The following is a 16,761-nucleotide window of genomic DNA, read 5'->3' on the forward strand; positions in this document are numbered from 1 at the left end:
CACCCGCATCTATCGGGGTGTCGCGCGGCGAAGGGGGTGTTCGGCGCGGGGCGCGCGGGGCGCAGCGCGCGTCAGCGCTTGCGCGTGGGGCGGAGCGAGAGCGACTCGACGGTGGCCCCGTGCGGCAGATCGACCACCAGGCGGACGGCGTCGGCGACCGACTGGGGCTCGAGGTAGAGCGCGGCGTCGTACTCGCCGCCCTCCTTCTCGACGAGCTCGTGCTGCATGTCGGTGTCGACCCTCCCGGGGTGGACCGAGCTGACCCGCACGCCGTTCGGACGCTCCTCCTCGCGCAGCGAGTCGGTCAGCGCCCGCAGAGCGAACTTGCTCGCCGCGTAGGTGCTGCCGCCGGGGCCGGCGGTCAGACCCGAGCCGCTGTTGATCGTGACGACCGTGCCCTGCGCGGTGCGCAGCGCCGGCAGCAGCTGCCGGGTCAGGTCGGCCACGGCGAAGACGTTGACCTCGAAGACGCGGCGCCAGTCGTCGAGGGCGGTACGCTCGACCTCGGCGCCGCCGATCACACCGGCCGCGTGCACGACCACGTCGAGCGACTCGAGGGTCGGCGCCTCGAATGAGTCGCCCGCGAGGTCGGCGACCCAGGCGGTCGCGGACGGGAGCGACTCGACGATCGCTGCCACCGCCTCCTGCGAGCGGCCGTGCACGATCACGTGATGGTCGCGCCCGAGCTCACGGGCGACGACGAGCCCGATGCCGCGGGTCGATCCGGTGACGAGAGCGGTCTTCACGTGCGTGTGCCTCCAGGAGGGCGATGCGGTTCGGGGCGATGCGGGTCGGGTCTGCTCAGGTGCGGATGACGGGGATCTGCCCGGTCAGCATCGGCATCTCGCGATCGCTGAGCAGCCAGTGCTCGTCGGTCGCGGTCACCAGGAACGCGAGCGGCCCGGGTCGGCACACGACGATCGCGCCGTGGTCTTGATGCTGCAGCACCTGATCGAGCGCGCCTCCGAGATCGCGGTCGTCTTCGGATCCGCGCGACGTCACGACGGCGCATCGGCTCTCGGCGCCCATCGCCTGCAGCAGTCGCCGCATGCCCTCGGGGTCGCTGCGGTCGGGGCCCACCGGGTGCTTGGCGTTCATGTCGACCCAGTCGGCCGACTCGAGCACGGCGGCGAGACGCTCGTCGGCCTCGTCGGCGGCGACCTGGGCGAGGTCGTGGACGGTGCCGCGCTGGTCGGGTGCGGCGAACGCCTCGAGTGCGTCGATCACGGTCTGGGGGAGCGAGGCCACAGGGTCTCCTTCAGTTCTGGTCGTCCATCATCCCATCCACAGCCGCCGGACGTTTCAGCCGACGGGGGGAGGTTCTGCTGCGAAGATGACGGGGTGAACTCGTCTGCCACCCCCCGCCCCGCCCTCGGGCTGCTCCTCGACGTCGACGGGCCGATCGCCAGCCCGATCACCCGCAGCATCGCGATCCCCGCCATCACGCGCGATCTCGTCGCCCTGGCCAAGGCCGGCATCCCGCTCGTGTTCAACACGGGCCGCTCCGACGCGTTCATCCGCGACGAGGTCGTCGTGCCGCTGATGGCAGCCGGTCTGCCCCGCGGCGCCCGCGTGCACGGCGTCTGCGAGAAGGGCGCCTCGTGGTTCTCGATCGGCCCCGAGCACGGCCCCGACGGCATGAGCGAGGTCGTCGTCGACGAGTCGCTCGCCATGCCCGCCGACTTCTCGGCCGAGATGGACTCCCTGGTCGCCGCCGAGTTCGCCGACCTCGTCTTCTTCGACCGCACCAAGCGCGCCATGGTCTCGATCGAGCAGCTCACCTCGGTCTCGTCGGCCGCCTACCTCGCGCGCCAGGCCGATCTCGACCGCAAGGCGATGGAGGCGCTGGTCGCCCGGGGCTTCGGCGTCCGCCGTCTCGACGACGTCCGCCCCGACGCCGACGGCGCCGTGCAGTGGCGCATCGACCCGACCATCATCTCGACCGACATCGAGTCCGTGCTGCTCGGCAAAGACCGGGGTGCCGAGCGCGCCCTCGAGCTGCTCGCCCTCGACGGCCCGCTGCCGATCAGCTGGCGCACCGTCGGCGACTCCCGCAGCGACTACGCCATGGCCGACTGGCTGCACGCCAACGGACACGACGTCGCCCACGTCGACGTGCGCCCGGCCGACGGCGTGCCCGTGACCCCGTACCCGGTGCTGACGAGCGCCACCGACCTCATCCACGACGAGGCCGGGGCGGAGTTCCTGGCCGGCTGGGTCGGCGACCTGCGCGGCTGACGCGACCCGCGACTGCGCGGCTGACGCGACCCGCGCCTCCTCGGCGAGCCGGCGGGTCAGCGGGGTCGGCGGGTCAGCGGGCGACGGTGTCGGTGACGCGCACGTCGTCGACCAGGCGGCGGATCGAGCCGTCGTCGCCGATCTCGACGAGCGCCCCGCCCCAGAACTGCAGGTCGGCGTCGGAGTCGAGCCTCCAGAGCGTGCGACCGCCGGAGAGATCGACACCGACCACGGTCGAGAACACGCGGTGACCGGCGATCGCGTCCGAGCTGTCGCTGCCGGCGACGTAGGCGACCGAGCGTGAGACGGCGACCACCGACGAGTCCGGGGGCACGTACGCCCGCATCCGCTCGGAGCCCGTCTCGGCGTCGAGCAGCAGCAGAGCCCGGTCGCCTGCGGGGTCGCCCAGCCCGGAGCCGCCCGCGCCCCGCCACGAGCGGGCGCTGAAGGTCTGCACGAACACGTCGTCGTCCCAGCGACCCGGGCGGGAGTCGCTGACGAGGGGGATGCCGCGGCTCTCACCCGTGCGCTCGACGACCCAGCGGTCGTCGCCCGTCTCGAGGTCGGCGCAGTGCACGCCCGTCCGGTCGGAGAACGCGACGCAGCCGCCGGTCACGACGGGCAGCCGGTCCTGATCGAAGGGGCGCCGCCAGCGCTCCGTGCCGTCGGGCGACCAGGCGGACACCTCGGCCCGAGAGTCCATGCCGCGCCCGAAGTCGACGACGAACACCGTGTCGCCGACCCCGTACGCCTGGGCCGAGGGCGACAGATCGTCGGCCCACGATCGCTCGTCGCCGGTCGCGCCGTCGATCACGGTGCCGGTGCCGCCGCTCACGACGAGCAGACCGTCGTCGAGCAGCACCGACGAGCTGATGTCCCCGGTCTGCTCGTCCGACCAGACCGGGGTGCCGAGGTCGTCGCGGCGGTAGAGCAGGGTGCGGGGGCCGCTCTGCGAGCCGAGGAGGGCCTCGGCCGCGGCGCCCGCGAGGGGGTCGTCCGAGTAGCCGTAGACGGGTGCCGGCGAGACGGAGACGAGCACGAGCCCGTCGTCGGCGGCCTCGACGATCGGCGTCGCGTCATCCGAGGTGGTGACGTCGGCGAGGGCGCCGGTCGCGAGATCGACGCGCGCGTAGCCCGAGGCGCCCCGCCCGTAGCCGTAGAGACCGGTCGTGCTGACGATCGCGTCGCCCCGTGCCTCGTCGACGAACGCCGCGAGCGTGCCGCCGCCCCCGCTGATCTCGGACACGTCGACCGACCAGCGCACCGTGCCGGCCAGCGGGTCGAGGCGCACGAGCCGTTCGGAGCGGCCGCGCTCGTCGTAGCAGCCGGTCTCGGTGTAGGCCAGCTGCGACGAGGTCGACACGAGCACGTCGGCGCCGACGGAGGCGAGCACCGAGTAGGTGAGGCAGCCGTCGGAGACCTCGGGCAGACCGAGCGCCGCGGTCGTCAGTCGCCACGGGCCGGGAGTCGGGCGGTGCCGCAGCTCGTCGACCACGAGCCCGTCGATCGGCCCGCCCGACGCCCCGCCAGCGGGGTAGCCGGGCTGCGTGGCGAGACCGAGACCGATCACCGCGGCGGTCGCGACGACGAGCGCCGTGGCCGCGACGACGAGCCGGCGCCCGAAGGAGGCGCGGTGCCAGCGGGCGCGGAGGGCCCCGTCGACGCGACGGTCGCCCTGTCCGCCCACCCGCGCCTCCTCGGTGCCTCGTCGTCGTCGCCGTGCCGCTGCCGTGCGGCTCGGCCTTCAGCGTACGGGTGGGCGCCGGACGAGGAGGTGCGGGCTCGGCAGGCGGCGGGCGCACCGCAGGTAGGCTGGTCGCGCTTCGACCACCCGCACCGCGCCTCCTCGGAAGGACACGTCATCGACGTCCTGATCATCTCGATCCTCGCGGTCGCGGCCGTCGCGCTCATCGTCATGCAGGCGGTCTACCGCCGGCGGGTGCTGCGTCGACGCGAGGCCGCGGGGCAGACGGTGCTGGGCAAGGGTCCGTTCATCCTGCTCGGCGTGATGGCGGCGTTCTTCGTGTTCGCGGTGTTCGTGTTCCCGGCGCTCGTCCGCGCGAGCTAGCCTCCGCTGCGCTGAGGGCTGCCCGCACAGCGCCAGAAGATGGACACGACGCCAGGTCTAAACCTGGCGCCGTGTCCACAACCTGGCGCCGTGGCATCAATGCGCGTCGGCGGTCGGCGGCACCACGTCGGCCTGCGTCCGCAACCCGTGCGCGACCCCGTCGGCGTCGACCGACACGAGCGCGCCCGCCCAGAAGTCGAGCGTGCCCCGCGACGGCGACCGCTGCTGCCAGAGCCGCCGCCCGTCGGAGAGGTCGAACGCCGTCACCATCGTCTGCGAGAAGTCCTGGCCGACGTAGGCGTTCGAGAAGCCGACGGTCCGCGCCAGACCGGCGAGATACGAGAGCGCCGGCACCTCGGCCGAGAAGGTCGTCTCGCCCGTGGCCGGAGACAGGCCGAGCAGGGTCGTCGGATGCATCCCTTCGAGATCGGCCGTGCCCGCCTCGGCAGAGCCCGCATTGACGACGATCGTGCCCCCGCCGACGACCTGCTGATACGCGTCGACCCGTGCCGCGTAGTCGTCGTCGAGGTCGAGCACCCGCTTCCACCGACTGGCGCCGTCGTCGGCCGACAGGCATTCGAGCGTCGCGGGCGCCTGGTCGAGCACGATGCAGTCGTCGGTCACCGTCACCGTCTCGGTCAGTTCGAGCGGGGTCGACCAGACCAGCGCGCCCGACCGGTCGAGGGCCATGGCCTCGCGTTCGCCGGCACGGGTCGTGACCGTGGCCACGAGCAGATCGCCCGAGACCCCGGCGTTCTCGATCGTCGCGGCGCCACCGGGCACGGGGTGCTGATCCCCGCTGGCGGCGTCGATCACCACCGGGCCGTCCGTGCTCTCGACGACCAGGTACGACCCGAGCAGCAGCGGGGTGTCGCTGGTGCCGACGACGCCGCTCCAGATCGCCGTGTCGGGGTCGTCAACGTCGACGAGGCGGTACGGGGTCGTCTCGCCGTCGCTGTACTCGAGGTCGAGGCCGCCGTCGGAGACGCGGTCGCGGGGCTGCAGTGCCACGAGCATGCGCCCCGAGGCGATTCCGGACATCTGCTGGGCAGGCCCGGCCTCGTCGTCGGCCCCGATGACGTCGGCGAGCACGGCGCCGCTGTCGAGATCGACCCGCACCGCGCGCGAGCTCGGCGCCGACTGCCCGACGACCGTGGCCAGCGGCCCCTCGTCGTCACGGAACATGTTCATGTACAGCCCGGACTCCCCGAGCCGAGAGGCGAGATCGACCACCCACCGGGCCTCGCCGGTCGCCGGGTCGACCCGGGCGAGCAGGGCGACCGAGCCGTCGCACCCGTCGTAGGCGGTCGCGGAACTCACGATCACGGCGTCGCCCCCGATCTCGCCGACCGGTCGCATCCCCCGGCAGCCCTCGGGCAGCGGTGTGCCGTGGATCGCCGCGAGATCGGTGCTCCACAGCTCGCCCTCCGGTGCGATCCGCAGGTCGCCGAGCAGCTCGTCGCCCTCCGACCACTCGGGGTAGACGGGCTGCGTGCCGACGCCGAGCGTCGTGACGACCGCGGTCGCGACGAGCAGGGCCGCGAACACCGTCGCGACGCGGCGCCCCGAGGAGGCGCGGTGCCAGCGACCCCGCAGCCAGCCCGTGTCATTCCCCATGGCGTCATCGTACGAGGGAAGGGCGCGCCTCCTTGTATGCTGGCGCGTCGTCCCCAGGCGGGGGCCGGCACCGTCGAACGAGGAGACGAGATGGCGAACCCCACGCCCACCCGCGGGCCCCGCAGCCTGTGGCGCACGAAGTCGGTCGAGTCGTCGATCGCCGACTCGAACATCGCCGAGAACGGCCTGAAGCGCACGCTCGGCACCTGGGATCTGACGCTCATGGGCGTCGCGGTGGCCGTCGGCGCGGGCATCTTCTCGGTCGGCGCGAACGCCGCCGCGAACTACGCGGGGCCGGCCGTCACGCTGTCGTTCATCCTCGCCGCGCTCACCTGCGGGCTCGCGATCATGTGCTACGCCGAGTTCGCTTCGACCATCCCGGTCGCCGGCAGCGCCTACACGTTCACCTACGCGACGATGGGCGAGTTCCTCGCCTGGATCATCGGGTGGGACCTCATCCTCGAGATGTTCACCGCCTCGGCCGTGCTCGCCAAGTACTGGGGCGTGTACCTCGCGTCGGCGTTCGAGACCTTCGGCATCGGCATCCCCGCGACCTTCATGCTGGGCGGCATCGAGGTCAGCTGGCCGGCGTTCCTGATCGTCGCCGTCTTCACCGCGCTGCTCGTCGCGGGCACGCAGCTGACCGCCCGCGTCGGCGCCGTGTTCACGATCATCAAGGTCGCGATCGTGCTCTTCGTGATCGTCGTCGGCTTCTTCTTCGTGCGCGCCGCGAACTACACGCCCTTCGTGCCCGCCGCCGAGCCGAGCGCGAACGGCGCCGGCGCGAGCGACACCTGGTCGCAGTCGATGTTCTCGTTCATGACCGGCGCGGCCCCCGCGCAGTACGGCGTCTTCGGGCTGCTCGCCGCGGCGTCGCTCGTCTTCTTCGCGTTCATCGGGTTCGACGTCGTCGCGACCAGCGCCGAAGAGGTCAAGAACCCGCAGAAGACGCTGCCCCGCGGCATCTTCCTCGGACTCGCCGTCGTGACCGTGCTCTACGTGCTCGTCTCGATCGTGCTGACCGGCATGGTGTCGTACCGCGACCTGGCCGGCGAAGAGGACCCTTCGCTCGCGACCGCGTTCCGCCTCGTGGGCGCCGACTGGGCCGCCGGTGTCATCTCGGTCGGCGCGCTCGCCGGTCTGACGACGGTCATCATGGTGCTGCTGCTCGGCCTGTCGCGCATCGTGTTCTCGATGAGCCGCGACGGCCTGCTGCCCCGCTGGCTCGCGAAGACGAGCCCGACCCGCAAGACCCCGGTGCGCATCCAGGTCATCGCCGGAACGGTCGTCGCGTTCGTCGCCGCGTTCACCGACGTGGGAGTGCTCGAGGAGATGATCAACATCGGCACCCTCTCGGCGTTCGTGCTGGTCAGCATCGGCGTGATCGTGCTGCGTCGCAAGCGCCCCGATCTGCCGCGGGCGTTCCGCGTGCCGCTGTCGCCGGTGCTGCCGATCCTGTCGGCCGCGCTCTGCGTGTGGCTGATGCTGAACCTGACGACGCTGACCTGGGCGCGGTTCGCGGCCTGGCTCGTGCTCGGCGTGATCGTGTACTTCGCGTACGGACGGCGGCACTCGCGGGTCGGTCGGGGCGAGGACGCATCGGCCGATGCCGGGGTCGGGACGTCGGCGGCGTCGGGGGTCGAGCGCCCGTAGCGCCCTTAGCGGCGGGCCTCGACTGCGAGACCGTCGATTCTCAGGAGGCGCGGGTCGGGTTCGCCCGACCCGCGCCTCCTGCGTCCGTGCGTCCGGAGTGCGGACTCGGACGACCTGCGCCGGCCGGCAGGGTCAGACGACGCCCAGCTCGAGCAGGTCGAGCGTCTCGAGCACGAGGGAGACCTCGGTGCGACTGGTGTAGTCGGTGTGGATGTCGACGAAGACGACGCGACCGTCGCCGTCGATGACGAGGACGGTCGGGAACGGGATCTCGGCCGACCCGTCGACGTTGTCGTCGGCCATGTCGAAGCCGAGCTCGCGCTGGGCGCCGCGGGCTCCGACGCTCGGCTCGGTCGCGATGCCGAGCGCGCGGCTGAGCACGTTGCCCGGGTCGGACAGCACGGTGAACTCGAGGTCGCCGGCGGCGACGGACTTCTCGGACCCGGCCGGCGTCTGCGGGCTGATGGCCACGAGCTCGACGCCGCGCTCGCGGAGCGCCGGAAGCAGGTCGTCCTGATAGGTCTTGAGCGTGATGTTGCAGTAGGGGCACCAGGCGCCGCGGTAGAAGACCACGACCGCGGGAGATGCGCCGATCGCGTCGATGAGGGCGATGTCACGACCGGTGGGGGTGAGGAGCGCGGCGTCGACGATCTGGTCGCCCACGCGAACGGCGTCGGCCGGCACCCCGAGCGAGCGGAGGTGAGCCTGCTCGGCCTCGAAGATCGCCTCGAGGTCGGGCCCGATCTCGGCGTTGAAGGTCCGTTGGAAGTCGGCGACCTGCGTGGCGATGTCCTGGGACGTCATGTCGTCGTGGTCCTAACGGGTCGAGGCGCGAAGAGTCCCCTGAGCGTAGTGGAGTGCGCGGGTGCGGGGCCCGGGTGCGGGCCCGGGTGCGGGCCCGGGTGCACCGGGTGCCTCGATCGGGCCGTCGCGCCTGCGGGTCGGGAGGCGCGTGCCGGGTCGACCCGCGCCTCCTGCGGGTCAGGCCTCGGGCGTCTCGAGCAGGTCGAGCGCCGCGACGATCTCGTCGACCTCGGTCCGGGTCGTGTAGTCGGTGTGCACGTCGGCGAAGACCACGGTGCCGTCGCGGTCGACGACCAGCACCGTCGGGAACGGGATGTCACCCGTCGCATCGGCGTTGCTGTCGGCGACGTCGAACCCCAGCTGACCGTGCACGGCACGCGCGTCGGCGCTCGGCTCGGTGCGGATGCCCAGCGCACCGCTGAACACGTTGCCCGGGTCGGACAGCACGGGGAACTCGAGCGAGCCGTTGGTCACCGACGCCTCGGATCCCTCGGGGGTCTGGGGGCTGATCGCGACCAGCGCGACACCGCGCTCGCGGAGCCGGGGCAGCAGCTCGGCCTGGTAGGTCTTGAGCGTCAGGTTGCAGTAGGGGCACCAGGCTCCGCGGTAGAAGACCAGCACGGCGGGGCCCTCTCCGACGGTCTCGGCGAGCGAGACCTCGTCGCCGGCGGGCGTGACGAGGGTCGCCTCGACGATCGTGTCGCCCGCCGCGACCGCGTCGTCGGGGGTGCCCGCGGCACGGAGGGCGCTCTGCTCGTCGGCGAACACCTTCGAGAACTCGGGCCCGATCTGCGCCGTGAACCCCTCGTCGAACTCGGTCACCTGGTCGGCGATGCGGGGGGTGGTGGGGGATTCGGCGTTCGACATGGTCGTCCTCTCGGCGGTGAGCGGCACGTCGGGTACGTGCTGTTCGGCTGCGGCCGATCGTAGGCAGGCGAGCTGGGCGGGCGGCCCGGGTGCGTCACGCGGCGTCACACGCCGCGTCGCACACGGCGTCACACACGCCGCGTCGCACACGACGGCGGTCGCACACGGCGGCGGCACGTCCGCTTCACGCGCACCCGCACATCAGCTCTGGCAGTGCGGGCACCAGTACGTGTCACGCAGCTCGAGTTCGCTCTCGCCGAGGGTCCCCCGGAGGATCTTCGTGCCGCAGCGCAGACACGGCTTGCCGGCCCGCCCGTAGACCCAGTCGGTCACGCCTCGGAGGTTGCCCGTCGTCGTGCGATCGACGCGGTCTCTGTTGGCGAGGATCAGGCGGTGCGCGAGGTCGATCAGCTTGGGCCGGTTCTCGACCTCGCCGACGGGACGCGTGGGCAGCACACCCCGCAGGAAGCACAGCTCGTTGCGATAGACGTTGCCGACGCCGGCGAGCACCCGCTGATCGAGCAGGGCGAGACCGACCTCGCGCCCGGGGTCGGCCTCGAGGTTCTCGAGCGCCGTCGTGGCGTTCCAGTCGGGGCCGAGCAGGTCGGGGCCCAGGTACGCGACGACGCTGTCTTCGGGGTCGCGGGCGACCAGCTCGACCAGACCGAGATCGAACCCGACGGCGACCCACTCGGCCGTCTCGAGCACGACCCGTGCCTGATAGGCGGGGCGCCGCCACTTCGTGCCGTGGCGGTACACGTGCCACGAACCCTCCATCTTGAGGTGCGTGTGCAGCGTCAGGTCGCCGATGTGGTGCAGCAGGTGCTTGCCCCGCGGGATGACGTCGTCGACGACCTCGCCGGTCAGATCGACGGTCGCGAACGCCGGCACCCGGAAGTCGCTCGCCGTCAGCGTCTGCCCGTGCAGCACCGCGTCGAGGTTGGTCGCGGCGCGGTAGACGGTGTCTCCTTCAGGCATCGGTCACGACCTCAATCGGATGCCGCTGGGGGTGGGGGCGAAGCCGGCGTCCCGCAGAGCGTCGCCGAGGGCGGTGCCGAGCACGAACTCGCCGTCGACCCGCTCGATGGCGAGCTTCTTCAGACGCGTCCGCACCGTCGAGGCCAGCGACGCGGCCGCCAGGGCCAGCTCGCGCTCGTCGGGCTCGCCGAAGGTCAGCACGGTCTTGCCGCCCCGCTCGACGTAGACGGTCAGCCGTCCGTCGACCAGCACGACCAGCGAGCCGGCCTTGCGCCCGGGGCGGTGACCCGATCTCTTCTTCGTCGCCGCGCCTCCTGCGTCGACGGCCGTTCGATCGGCGGCCGAGGAGGCGCGGGTCGCGTCGACCGCGGAGCCCGCCTCGCCCCGCGCCCCGGCCCCCGTCGCCGTGGTCGCCGCTGCAGCGGAGGCCGCCTCGGCCGCGCTCGTCGCCGCGCGGGCCGCCTCGTCGGCGGGGGCGCCGTCGAGTGTCTGCCCCGGCCAGGGGAGTGCGGCGCCGTACGGGTTCGCGGGGTCGGTCGCCGCGAGCGTGACCACGGGCACGTCGAGCTGGCGACCGGCGGCGACGAGGGTGTCGTCGTCTCGGCGGTCGCCCTCGTCGCGGATGAACGAGCGGAGGCGGTCGACGGTCGGGCCGGTGGCGAACTGCGCCGCCCCGAGCCCCTCGATGAAGTAGCCGCGGCGGGCGCGACCGGTCTCTTCGAAGCCGCTGAGCACCTTGTACGCCGTCGAGAAGCCGCCCCGCACGCCCTCGTTCACGACGGCGCCGCGCGTGACGACGCCGTGGCGCTCGAGCAGGATCTCGGCCGTCGCCGCGGCCCGGATCGTGCCGTCGGGCTCGGCCAGCGGCAGCAGCGACCAGCGACCGCCCACCGTGGGCGGACCGGCCTGGCGGGGCATCGCGATGCGACCGCGGCTGCGGTACGACGACCGCGAGCGGGTGGGTGCACGGGGCCGGGGGGCCTTGCCGCCGCCGACCTGGGTGCGGAGCGGCGCGAAGGTGTCGTTGGTGATCTGCCCGGCCCAGACCAGCTGCCAGATCGCGGTGACGAGGGCGTCGTCGTCGGTGCTGCCGACCGCGTCCGAGAGCTGACGGAAGAAGTAGGCGCCGCCGCCCGCGAGCGCCGCCAGCACCTCGCGCTGGAGGTCGTCGGTCTCGGCACCCGACGGCTCGGGCAGGGTGACCTGCGCACCGTCGGCGAGGTGCAGGCTGACCCAGCCGTCGTTGCCGGGCAGGGTGCCGGTGCCCGACCAGATGATGTCGCCGGTGGCGGTGAGCTCGTCGAGCATCGCCGGGCTGTAGTCGGTGATGCGGGCGGGGAGGATCAGCGACTCCCACGCGGAGGCGGGCAGCGAGACCCCGCTCAGCTGGTCGACGACCTGCAGCACCCCGTCGAGCCCGCGCAGCCCCGAGCCCTTCAGCCCGGTGGCGACGTGCTGCCACGCGGGCAGGAACCTGCCGAGCGTCTCGGGCGCCACCGGCTCGACCTCGTGTCGCAGCGCGGCGAGCGACTTGCCGCGGAGGCGCCGTAGCACCTCGGCATCGCACCACTCGCTGCCCTGCTGGCGCGGTCGGAACTCGCCCTCGACGACACGGCGCTGCGTCGCGAGCTTGCGGAGGGCGTCGAGCACGACGGCGCCGCCGAGGCCGAGCCGCTCTGCGACCATGGCCGAGGTGAAGGGCCCGTGGGTGCGCGCGTACCGGCCGACGAGATCGCCGAGGGGGTCGTCGACGGGCTCGACGAACGCGGTCGGCACCCCGATCGGCAGGGCGACCCCGAGGGCGTCCCGGAGGCGCGAGGCGTCTTCGATGCCCGCCCAGCGCACGACGCCCGAGTGGGTGAAGCGCAGCACGCGGTTCGACCAGGCGAGATCGGTCAGGGCCGTCTCGAGGGAGCGGTGCGCGTCGTCGCGGGCCGCGACGTCGCCGGCGACGAGCGTGGCCGCGAGCCAGCTGCGGTCGATGATCTCGTCGGTGGTGAGCGGGCCGAGCAGACGCAGCAGATCGACGACGCCCTCGATGTCGCGGGCGCGCCGGTCGGGGGCGAGTCGCTGCAGCTCGAGCTCGTGCTGATCGATGACGTCGGCGTCGAGCAGCTCGCGCAGCTCGGCGCGCCCGAGCAGCTCTTGCAGCAGCGTCGAGTCGAGCGACAGGGCCGCGGCGCGGCGCTCGGCGAGGGGCGAGTCGCCCTCGTACATGAACGCGGCGACGTAGCCGAAGAGCAGCGACCGCGCGAAGGGCGAGGGCACCTCGGTCTCGGTCTCGACGATGCGGACGGTGCGGCTGGCGAGGTCGCGGGTGAGGCTCATCAGCGCGGGGAGGTCGTAGACGTCTTGCAGCACCTCGCGCACCGCCTCGAGCACGATCGGGAACGACGGGTACTTGCGGGCGACGTCGAGCAGCTGCGACGAGCGCTGACGCTGCTGCCAGAGCGGTGAGCGCTTGCCGGGGTTGTACCGCGGCAGCAGCAGGGCGCGGGCGGCGCACTCGCGGAACCTCGACGAGAACAGCGCCGACCCGCCGACCTCCTCGGTGACGATGTCGTCGAGATCGTCGAGCTCGAACGAGAAGAGCTCGGCCCCCGGAGGCTCGGCGTCGGTGTCGGGGATCCGCACGACGATGCCGTCGTCGGCGGCCATCGCCCCGCCGTCGACCCCGAGCTGGTCGCGGATGCGCGCCGACACGGCGAGGGCCCACGGGGCGTGCACCTGCATGCCGTAGGGCGAGTGGAGGATGAGGCGCCAGTCGCCGAGCTCGTCGCGGAACCGCTCGACGACGAGCGTCGTGTCGGTCGGCACGTACGAGGTGGCGGCCTTCTGCTCGGTGAGGAACGCGATGAGGTTGCGGGCGGCGCGCTCGTCGAGTCCGCCGGCGGCGACCCGCGTCGTCGCGTCGGCCTCGCTCGAGTTGGCGAGCTCGCGGATGTAGCCGCCGATCGCCTTGCCGAGCTCGGCCGGGCGGCCGATGCCGTCGCCCTTCCAGAACGGGACGCGACCGGGCTGGCCGTAGGCGGGCGACACGAGCACGCGGTCGTGGGTGATGTCTTCGATGCGCCAGCTCGTGGCACCGAGGGCGAAGACGTCGCCGACCCGCGACTCGTAGACCATCTCCTCGTCCAGCTCGCCGACGCGCGCGGCCTTCTCGCCCACCATGAACACGCCGAAGAGACCCCGGTCGGGGATGGTGCCGCCGCTCGTCACGGCGAGACGCTGGGCGCCCGGTCGGCCGGTGAGGGTGCCGTGCACGCGATCCCACACGATGCGGGGGCGCAGCTCGGCGAACTCGTCGGAGGGGTACTTGCCACTGAGCAGGTCGAGCGTCGCGTCGTAGGCCGAGCGGGGGAGAGTCGCGAAGGGGGCGCTGCGCCGGACCGTCTCGAACCACTCGTCGGCGTCGAGCTCGTCGAGCGCGACGGCGGCGACCGTCTGCTGCGCGAGGACGTCGAGGGGGTTGGTCGGCACGCGCAGCTCTTCGATCAGGCCGGCGACCATGCGCTCTGCGGCGACGGCGGAGTGGATCAGGTCGGCGCGGTGCTTGGGGAACAGCACGCCCCGCGACGTCTCGCCGACCTGGTGCCCGGCGCGCCCGACGCGCTGCAGACCGCTCGCGACCGACGGCGGCGACTCGACCTGGATGACGAGGTCGACGGCGCCCATGTCGATGCCGAGCTCGAGCGAGCTGGTCGCGACCACGCATCGCAGCCGACCGCTCTTCAGGTCGTCTTCGATGAGCGCCCGCTGGTCTTTCGACACCGACCCGTGGTGGGCGCGTGCGAGCAGCGGATCGGAGCCCGAGGTCTGCCCCGAGCCGCCCATCAGCTGCGCGGGCGCCCCGCCGCCGACGGCGGGGTTGCGAGTCGGAGGGGAGGGCGCGAACGGGTCCACCTCGGCGACCTCGGCATCCGTGCCGTCACCTGCCGTTCGCTGACCTGCCGAACCGTCGCCCGCCGAGCCGCCCACTGTCAGCTCGGCAGCGCCGCCGGCCACGACCAGCTGGCCCCGTGCCTCTTCGGTGGCCCGCACCGCGGTCTCGAGGTCGCCGCCCTGGCGTTCGATCCAGATGTCGTTGAGTCGTGCGGTGAGGCGCTCGGCCAGTCGGCGCGAGTTCGAGAAGACGATGGTCGACCGGTGCTCGGCGATCAGATCGACGATGCCCTCTTCGACGTGCGGCCAGATCGACCCCTGAGGCGCCGCGCCCGCCGCCGAGCCCTCGAGCGGTGCGGCCGTGCCGAGCTCGGTCATGTCGTCGACCGGCACGACGACCCGCAGGTCGAACTTCTTGTCGGCGCGGGGGTTGACGATGGTGACCGGCGCCGGGCCGGCCAGGAACCTCGCGACCTCTTCGGGCGGACGCACCGTCGCGCTGAGGCCGATGCGCTGGGCCGGCTTGTCGAGCAGGGCGTCGAGTCGCTCGAGCGAGAGGGCGAGGTGGGCGCCCCGCTTGGTCGACGCGACCGCGTGGACCTCGTCGATGATGACGGTCTGCACGCCCTTGAGCGTCTCGCGCGCCTGCGAGGTGAGCATCAGGTAGAGCGACTCGGGTGTCGTGATGAGGATGTCGGTCGGGGTGCGGGCCAGCCGCCCGCGATCGCTCGAGCTGGTGTCGCCCGAGCGGACGCCGACCGTGATGTCGGGTGCCTCGGTGCCGAGTCGCCGGGCCGTCTGCGTGATGCCGACCAGAGGCGACCGGAGGTTGCGCTCGACGTCGACGCCGAGGGCCTTGAGAGGGGAGATGTAGAGGACGCGGGTGCGGTGCAGCTTCTCTTCGGGCGGGGGCGTCGACGCCAGCGAGTCGATCGACCAGAGGAACGACGCCAGGGTCTTGCCCGACCCCGTGGGCGCGATGACGAGTGCGTGGTCGCCCTGGCTGATGGCCGCCCAGGCGCCCTCTTGCGCGCGGGTCGGCGCGGCGAACGCCCCGCGGAACCACTCGCGGGTGGCGGGGGAGAAGCGGTCGAGCACGTCGTTCATCGGTGCCATCTTGCTCCGGACCACTGACATTCCGTCTCACGCGCCTCCTCGGGGTCTCGACGAGTCACGACACGCCGCGCGCCCCGACTCCCTCGCGGCGGGTCGTGACTCCTCGACCGACCGTCGCGGGGCGCGGCCGGCGGCCCGGCTACGGTGGTCGCATGCCCCCCGCGTTCCGCATCGACCCGTCCGCCGGCCCCGGCCGTCGAGCGACGAGTCGCGGATGACCCGCCGAGGAGGCGCGGCTCTCCGCCGCGGGCAGCTGGCCGTCAGCAAGGCGCTCGCCTTCGCCTCGGCGCTCGCCCTCCTCGTCGGCCTGGTGCGGATCCTGCAGGCGCACGTCGTGGCGGGGGCGGCCTTCGTCGTCATCGCCGTGGCGCTGATCGCGGTCGCGTTCGCACTCGCCCGGGCGGCGACCCGGCGTCGCTGAGCCGACCCGCGCCTCCTCGGCCCGGTGTCGGCGGCACCGCCTACGCTGGCCGCATGCACAGTCGCACACTCGGCCGCACCGGCCGCGAAGTATCCGTCATCGGCCTCGGCACCTGGCAGCTCGGAGCCGACTGGGGTGACGTCACCGAGAGCGACGCGCTCGAGGTGCTGGGCGCCTCCGTCGAGGCGGGGGTCACCTTCTTCGACACCGCCGACGTCTACGGCGACGGGCGCAGCGAGCAGATCATCGGCCGGTTCCGCGCCGCGAACCCCGAGGTCGACGTCACCGTCGCGACCAAGATGGGCCGCCGTCTCGACCAGCTGCCGGCCAACTACGTCCGCCAGAACTTCATCGAATGGACCGACCGCTCGCGCCGCAACCTCGGCGTCGACACCCTCGACCTCGTGCAGCTGCACTGCCCGCCCACGCCCGTCTTCGAGAGCGACGCCGTGTACGACGCGCTCGACGAGCTGGTCGCGAACGGCGCGATCGCCGCCTACGGCGTCAGCGTCGAGGAGACGGCCCAGGCCCTCACCGCCATCGCCCGCCCGAATCTCGCGACCGTGCAGATCATCCTCAACGCGTTCCGGCTGAAGCCGCTCGACGAGGTGCTGCCCCGAGCCGAGGAGGCGGGGGTCGGCATCATCGCCCGCGTCCCGCTGGCCAGCGGTCTGCTCTCGGGCAAGTACACGACCGAGACGACCTTCGCCGAGAACGACCACCGCAGCTACAACCGCAACGGCGAGGCCTTCGACCAGGGCGAGACCTTCAGCGGCGTCGACTTCGAGCAGGGCGTCGCCGCGGCTCGCGAGTTCGCCGAGTCGGTGCCCGAGGGCGTCACCGTGCCCCAGGCGGCCCTCGCCTGGATCGTCGACCAGCCCGGCGTCAGCACCGTCATCCCCGGGGCCCGCAACGTCGAGCAGGCGCGCGCCAACGCCGCGGCCGGCGATGTCACGCTCGACGAGGGGCTCGACTCCGAGGTCGTCCGCATCTACGAGAAGTACTTCCGCGAGGCCGTGCACCCGCGCTGGTAGCGCGCCCGGCCGTGCGCCGCTGAGCGCCGCCCGGCCGTGCCGGGCAGGCCCCGTCACACCTCGTATCCGGCGTGACACCCCGA

Annotated in this window: 13 protein-coding genes; 5 read left to right on the forward strand and 8 right to left on the reverse strand. The window is 72.8% G+C overall.

Annotated elements, in window-relative coordinates; translation table 11 throughout:
- Positions 1-71 precede the first annotated feature (71 nt).
- Both IFT51_RS10025 and IFT51_RS10030 read right to left on the reverse strand, forming a co-directional pair.
- Positions 72-746, reverse strand: coding sequence for an SDR family oxidoreductase (locus IFT51_RS10025; RefSeq protein WP_192060957.1), 675 nt, complete (start codon positions 744-746; stop codon positions 72-74).
- A 55-nt stretch (positions 747-801) separates the two neighbouring features.
- The gene (locus IFT51_RS10030; RefSeq protein WP_192060958.1) at positions 802-1,248 is read right to left on the reverse strand and encodes a hypothetical protein; all 447 of its coding nucleotides are present in this window, start codon (positions 1,246-1,248) and stop codon (positions 802-804) included.
- Positions 1,249-1,341: 93 nt separating this feature from the next.
- Here IFT51_RS10030 and IFT51_RS10035 point away from each other — a divergent pair, with 93 nt between their 5' ends.
- Positions 1,342-2,238: a hypothetical protein gene (locus IFT51_RS10035; protein WP_192060959.1), complete on the forward strand. Its 897-nt coding sequence runs from the start codon at positions 1,342-1,344 to the stop codon at positions 2,236-2,238.
- A 73-nt stretch (positions 2,239-2,311) separates the two neighbouring features.
- On the opposite strand, the gene IFT51_RS10040 is transcribed toward IFT51_RS10035, so the two are convergent.
- Positions 2,312-3,925, reverse strand: a complete 1,614-nt coding sequence (locus tag IFT51_RS10040; protein WP_192060960.1) for a PQQ-binding-like beta-propeller repeat protein — start codon at positions 3,923-3,925, stop codon at positions 2,312-2,314.
- 87 nt (positions 3,926-4,012) lie between these two features.
- Between IFT51_RS10040 and IFT51_RS10045 the strand changes: the two genes are divergently transcribed.
- On the forward strand, positions 4,013-4,306 hold the full coding sequence (locus IFT51_RS10045; RefSeq protein ID WP_192060961.1) for a hypothetical protein: 294 nt from the start codon (positions 4,013-4,015) through the stop codon (positions 4,304-4,306).
- Positions 4,307-4,402: 96 nt separating this feature from the next.
- Here IFT51_RS10045 and IFT51_RS10050 read toward each other — a convergent pair whose 3' ends face one another.
- On the reverse strand, positions 4,403-5,923 hold the full coding sequence (locus IFT51_RS10050; RefSeq protein ID WP_192060962.1) for a PQQ-binding-like beta-propeller repeat protein: 1,521 nt from the start codon (positions 5,921-5,923) through the stop codon (positions 4,403-4,405).
- Between the two features lie 90 nt (positions 5,924-6,013).
- Here IFT51_RS10050 and IFT51_RS10055 point away from each other — a divergent pair, with 90 nt between their 5' ends.
- Positions 6,014-7,576: an APC family permease gene (locus tag IFT51_RS10055; RefSeq protein WP_192060963.1), complete on the forward strand. Its 1,563-nt coding sequence runs from the start codon at positions 6,014-6,016 to the stop codon at positions 7,574-7,576.
- Between the two features lie 132 nt (positions 7,577-7,708).
- Here the strand turns inward: IFT51_RS10055 and IFT51_RS10060 are convergent, their stop codons facing one another.
- The 4 genes from IFT51_RS10060 to IFT51_RS10075 all read right to left on the reverse strand — a co-directional run bounded on the left by IFT51_RS10060 (position 7,709) and on the right by IFT51_RS10075 (position 15,214).
- A complete protein-coding gene (locus IFT51_RS10060) occupies positions 7,709-8,380 on the reverse strand; it encodes a peroxiredoxin-like family protein (protein ID WP_192060964.1) in 672 nt (223 codons plus the stop codon).
- Between the two features lie 177 nt (positions 8,381-8,557).
- Positions 8,558-9,247, reverse strand: coding sequence for a peroxiredoxin-like family protein (locus tag IFT51_RS10065; protein ID WP_192060965.1), 690 nt, complete (start codon positions 9,245-9,247; stop codon positions 8,558-8,560).
- A gap of 201 nt (positions 9,248-9,448) precedes the next feature.
- The gene (locus IFT51_RS10070; RefSeq protein WP_192060966.1) at positions 9,449-10,225 is read right to left on the reverse strand and encodes an Fpg/Nei family DNA glycosylase; all 777 of its coding nucleotides are present in this window, start codon (positions 10,223-10,225) and stop codon (positions 9,449-9,451) included.
- Positions 10,226-10,228: 3 nt separating this feature from the next.
- Positions 10,229-15,214: a DEAD/DEAH box helicase gene (locus IFT51_RS10075; RefSeq protein ID WP_192060967.1), complete on the reverse strand. Its 4,986-nt coding sequence runs from the start codon at positions 15,212-15,214 to the stop codon at positions 10,229-10,231.
- A 223-nt stretch (positions 15,215-15,437) separates the two neighbouring features.
- On the opposite strand from IFT51_RS10075, the gene IFT51_RS10080 reads away from it, so the two are divergent.
- Together IFT51_RS10080 and IFT51_RS10085 are read left to right on the forward strand one after the other, a co-directional pair.
- Complete coding sequence (locus tag IFT51_RS10080) at positions 15,438-15,644, forward strand: hypothetical protein (RefSeq protein ID WP_192060968.1); 207 nt, start codon at positions 15,438-15,440, stop codon at positions 15,642-15,644.
- A gap of 53 nt (positions 15,645-15,697) precedes the next feature.
- Positions 15,698-16,678 (forward strand): aldo/keto reductase, encoded by a 981-nt coding sequence (locus IFT51_RS10085; protein WP_192060969.1) that lies wholly within the window; start codon positions 15,698-15,700, stop codon positions 16,676-16,678.
- The last annotated feature ends 83 nt before the right edge of the window (positions 16,679-16,761 follow it).

Source organism: Frigoribacterium sp. CFBP 13712 (assembly GCF_014842255.1).
In the GTDB taxonomy this organism is placed as follows: Bacteria; Actinomycetota; Actinomycetes; order Actinomycetales; family Microbacteriaceae; genus Frigoribacterium.